General features: G+C 56.1%; 3 protein-coding genes. All 3 read left to right on the forward strand.

Annotated elements, in window-relative coordinates; all coding sequences use genetic code 11:
- The first annotated feature begins 117 nt into the window (after positions 1–117).
- Positions 118–2091: a ferrous iron transport protein B gene (gene feoB, locus OEL57_RS15030; RefSeq protein WP_300741572.1), complete on the forward strand. Its 1974-nt coding sequence runs from the start codon at positions 118–120 to the stop codon at positions 2089–2091.
- A gap of 197 nt (positions 2092–2288) precedes the next feature.
- Positions 2289–2942, forward strand: coding sequence for a metal-dependent transcriptional regulator (locus tag OEL57_RS15040; RefSeq protein WP_300741568.1), 654 nt, complete (start codon positions 2289–2291; stop codon positions 2940–2942).
- Positions 2943–3005: 63 nt separating this feature from the next.
- Positions 3006–3945 (forward strand): cofactor-independent phosphoglycerate mutase (locus OEL57_RS15045; RefSeq protein ID WP_300741570.1); only part of this gene is annotated, 940 nt, incomplete at its 3' end.

A 3945-nucleotide genomic window follows, 5' to 3' on the forward strand; every position in this document is an offset into this window, starting at 1 on the left:
GCTTTAGCCTGACTGCCCATAAGATGCAGCTGTTCGGGCTCTGCCCAGCCTGTTCCAACAAAGCTTAGAAGCCTGCCGCTGTTTTTTGAAAATGGCTTTCACTACAAGGAATACATGATGTCAGCTTCTGCGGTAACTCCAGATACTCCTCAGCACCTTCGCCGGGTTGCCCTGGTGGGTAATCCCAACGTGGGTAAAAGTGTGTTGTTTAACGCCCTGACCGGCAGTTATGTCACGGTTTCCAACTATCCCGGCACTTCGGTTGAGGTGTCACGGGGAAACACCACCATAGCGGATGAGACCTGGCAGGTGATTGATACCCCCGGTATGTATGCCGTGCATACTATTACAGAGGAGGAGCGGGTTGCCCGTGAGATCCTTCTGAATGAAAAACCGGATGTGGTGCTGCATGTGCTGGATGCTCGCAATCTGGAGCGGATGCTGGCCATGACGATCCAGTTGATCGAGGCTGGTCTGCCGGTGGTTCTGGTGGTTAATATCATGGATGAGGCAGAGCGGATGGGGCTCTCCTTTGATCTGGCCCTGTTACAGCAGCGGCTGGGGATACCGGTGATTGCTGCGGCAACAGCCCGCAAACGGGGGATTGAAGAGATTAAGAGGGCCATTGCCGGGCTTGGCACCAGCTGTGGCCTGCCGATCAGCTACAGCCGTCTGTTGGAGCATGATATTGCCGAGGTTTCCCGCCTGCTGCAGAGCGGTTATGTTCTGTCACGCCGCGCATTGGCGCTGCTGCTGTTACAGGGTGATGAAGAGGTGAGCGGGTTGGTGGCGCAGGGGGAGGGAGAGCGATACCCGGCACTGGCGGAGAAGGTGCGTGAGATCGCCTTTGAGCGCCGTGAATCGTTTCACCTGGATCTCTCCATGGAACGCAAGGAGATCGTCAACCGGCTGGTGCGGGGGGTGATCACCCTACCGGATAAGCAGCGTGAAACCTGGGGTAGTCGGCTTTCCCGGCTGACAGTGCAGCCGCTTACCGGTATCCCGCTGTTGCTGCTGACGCTTTATTTCGGCCTGTACAAGTTTGTGGGTGATTTTGGCGCCGGTACCCTGGTGGATTTTCTGGAAGGGGAGCTGTTTGAAAAGCTGTTTAACCCCTGGATCACCAGTCTTTTAACCGGCTGGATTCCCTGGTGGTGGCTGCAGGAGCTGCTGGTGGGGGAATATGGCATCATTACCCTGGGTTTGCGCTATGCGGTGGGGATTATCCTGCCGATTGTGACTACCTTTTTTATCTTCTTTTCCATTCTGGAGGATGCCGGCTATCTGCCCCGCCTGGCACTGTTGGTGGATCGGGGCTTCAAGTGGTTTGGTCTGTCAGGCCGTTCCGTGATCCCGATGGTGCTTGGTTTTGGTTGCAGTACCATGGCAACCATGGTGACCCGGACTCTGGAGACGGTGCGGGAGCGGGTGATCGCCACACTGCTGCTGGCATTGGCGATCCCCTGTTCTGCCCAGCTGGGGGTGATTCTGGCTCTGCTGGCCCGCACACCGGGCGGCCTGCTGGTTTGGATCGCCTGCATGACCCTGCTGTTTGTGCTGGTGGGCGTTCTGGCTGGCAAGCTGATGCCCGGTGAGGCGCCGATGTTTTATATGGAGCTGCCGCCGATGCGTTTGCCACAACTTTCCAACGTGTTGACCAAGACCTATACCCGGATGCAGTGGTATTTTCTGGAGATCCTGCCGCTGTTTGTGCTGGCTTCGGTGCTGATGTGGCTGGGCAAGATCACCGGTGGCATGGAGAAGCTGGTGAATGCCATGACCCCGCTGATGCAGGGGATTGGCCTGCCCAGGGAGGCGGCAATCGCCTTTATTTTTGGTTTCTTCCGCCGGGATTACGGCGCAGCAGGTCTGTACGATCTGCAGAGCAAGGGGTTGCTGGATGGCCGTCAGCTGACCGTTGCAGCGGTGACACTGACCCTGTTTATCCCCTGTGTGGCGCAATTTCTGATGATGCTGAAGGAGCGTGGCTGGCGGGTCTCATTGGCGATTTTTGTCTTTGTCAGCCTGTTGGCCTTTGGTAGCGGCTATCTGTTGAATCAGGTGCTGGTGACGACCCGGTTACTGGGTTAGGAGTAAGCCATGATACGGTGCGGATTCTGCGGGCATGAGTTTGACGAATCAGAAGGAATGCAACCGGGCTGCGGTGCCTGTGCCGGTGGATGCCAAGGCATTCACTGCCCCCGTTGCGGATACAAGAATGTGCAGGAACCGGCCTTCTTGAAACGTCTGAAAAGTATGGTAACAAGGAATGATAAGGAGCAAGACCAATGAAACTCTCTGAACATGCGGAAGAGATCCTTGAGGCGATGTGGATCGCCATTGAAGAGGAAGGGGCGGCCTTTTATGATCCTGCCAGAATGCAGCTTCCTGAGGACGATGCCGCTTGCCGGGAGCTGACCGCAAAGTCTCTGGTTGAGCTGCGCCATGGCATGCTCTACTTCCGTCAGGAAGGGCGGGAAGAGGGGAAAAAAACCATTCGCCGCCACCGTCTGGCCGAGCGTCTGATGATGGACGTCTTCAACATCAAGGGTGAAGAAGGTGATGACAAGGCCTGTCAGTTTGAGCATCTGCTGAATGAAGGGGTGGATACCAAGCTGTGTACCATGCTGAATCACCCGTCTACCTGTCCCCACGGCAAGCCGATTCCACCAGGCGATTGCTGCATCGAGGCGCGCCAGAAGGGGGATCTGGGGGTGGTGCCGCTGACTGAATTCAGGTCTGGTCAAGAGGGGGAGATCGCCTATATCCAGACCGATGACAGCAAAAAGATGCAGAAGCTGATGGCCATGGGTGTGTTGCCGGGCAACCGGATTATTCTGGTGCAGTCCTTTCCTTCTTATATCTTCCGCGTCGGGTTTTCTGAATTTGCCATTGATACGGCCCTGGCACGGGAGATCTTTGTCAGAAAGATAGAGCGGTAATTGACAAAGAGCGGCCTTAACAGCTAGTATCAAGGCCTATTTTACCCGTATGGAAAGGTGTGTATGAAGATCATAGTCCTTCTGGGCGACGGCATGTCCGATGAGCCCTGTGCAGAATTAGATGGCAAGACCCCGCTGCAGGCAGCACAAACCCCTAATATGGACCGGATGGCCCAGGCCGGGCAGGTTGGACTGGCGCATACGGTACCGGATGGCCTGCCCCCTGGCAGCGATGTGGCCAATCTCTCCGTGTTTGGTTATGACCCCCGCAGCTGCTACACCGGTCGTTCTCCCCTGGAGGCGATAAGTATGGGGGTGCAGCTCGGTCCTCATGATGTGGCCTTCCGTATGAATCTGGTCACCATGACCCCCCACAACGGCAAGATCTACATGGAGGATTTCTCTGCCGGTCATATCGGTAGTGAAGAATCCCATCAGCTGATCACCACCCTGCAGGAAGAGCTGGGTGATGAGCATTTTGAGTTCCACCCCGGCGTAGGCTATCGTCACCTGCTGGTCTGGCGTAATGGCAAGGATACCATGACCGCTACGCCGCCTCATGATATCAGCGGCAAAAAGGTGCGGGAATATCTGCCCCAGGGAGAGGGAGCCGATGAGCTGATTAATCTGATGAATTCATCACAAATGGTGCTGCACAACCATCCTGTCAACAAGCAGCGCAAGGAGCGTGATGAGCTGCCAGCCACCTCGATCTGGCTTTGGGGCCATGGTAAATCACCGGTGTTGCAGCCCTATCAGGAAAAATTTGGTCTGTCCGGCGCGGTGATCTCGGCGGTTGACCTGATGAAGGGAATCGGTCTCGCTGCCGGTCTGGAAGTGATTAATGTACCGGGAGCCACCGGCTACATTGATACCAATTACAAAGGCAAGGCCGAGGCTGCCCTGGCTGCCCTGGAGCAGCTTGATTTCGTCTATGTGCATGTGGAAGCCCCGGATGAGGCGTCCCACAGTGGTAACCTGCAGCACAAGATTAAGGCGATTG

It is taken from the genome of Trichlorobacter sp., assembly GCF_030247655.1.
Lineage (GTDB): Bacteria > Desulfobacterota > Desulfuromonadia > Geobacterales > Pseudopelobacteraceae > Trichlorobacter.

Excerpts from the sequence above, each read along its gene's own strand:
- feoB (WP_300741572.1), top strand. The coding sequence starts at position 118 with ATGTCAGCTTCTGCGGTAACTCCAGATACTCCTCAGCACCTTCGCCGG.
- OEL57_RS15040 (WP_300741568.1), top strand. The coding sequence starts at position 2,289 with ATGAAACTCTCTGAACATGCGGAAGAGATCCTTGAGGCGATGTGGATC.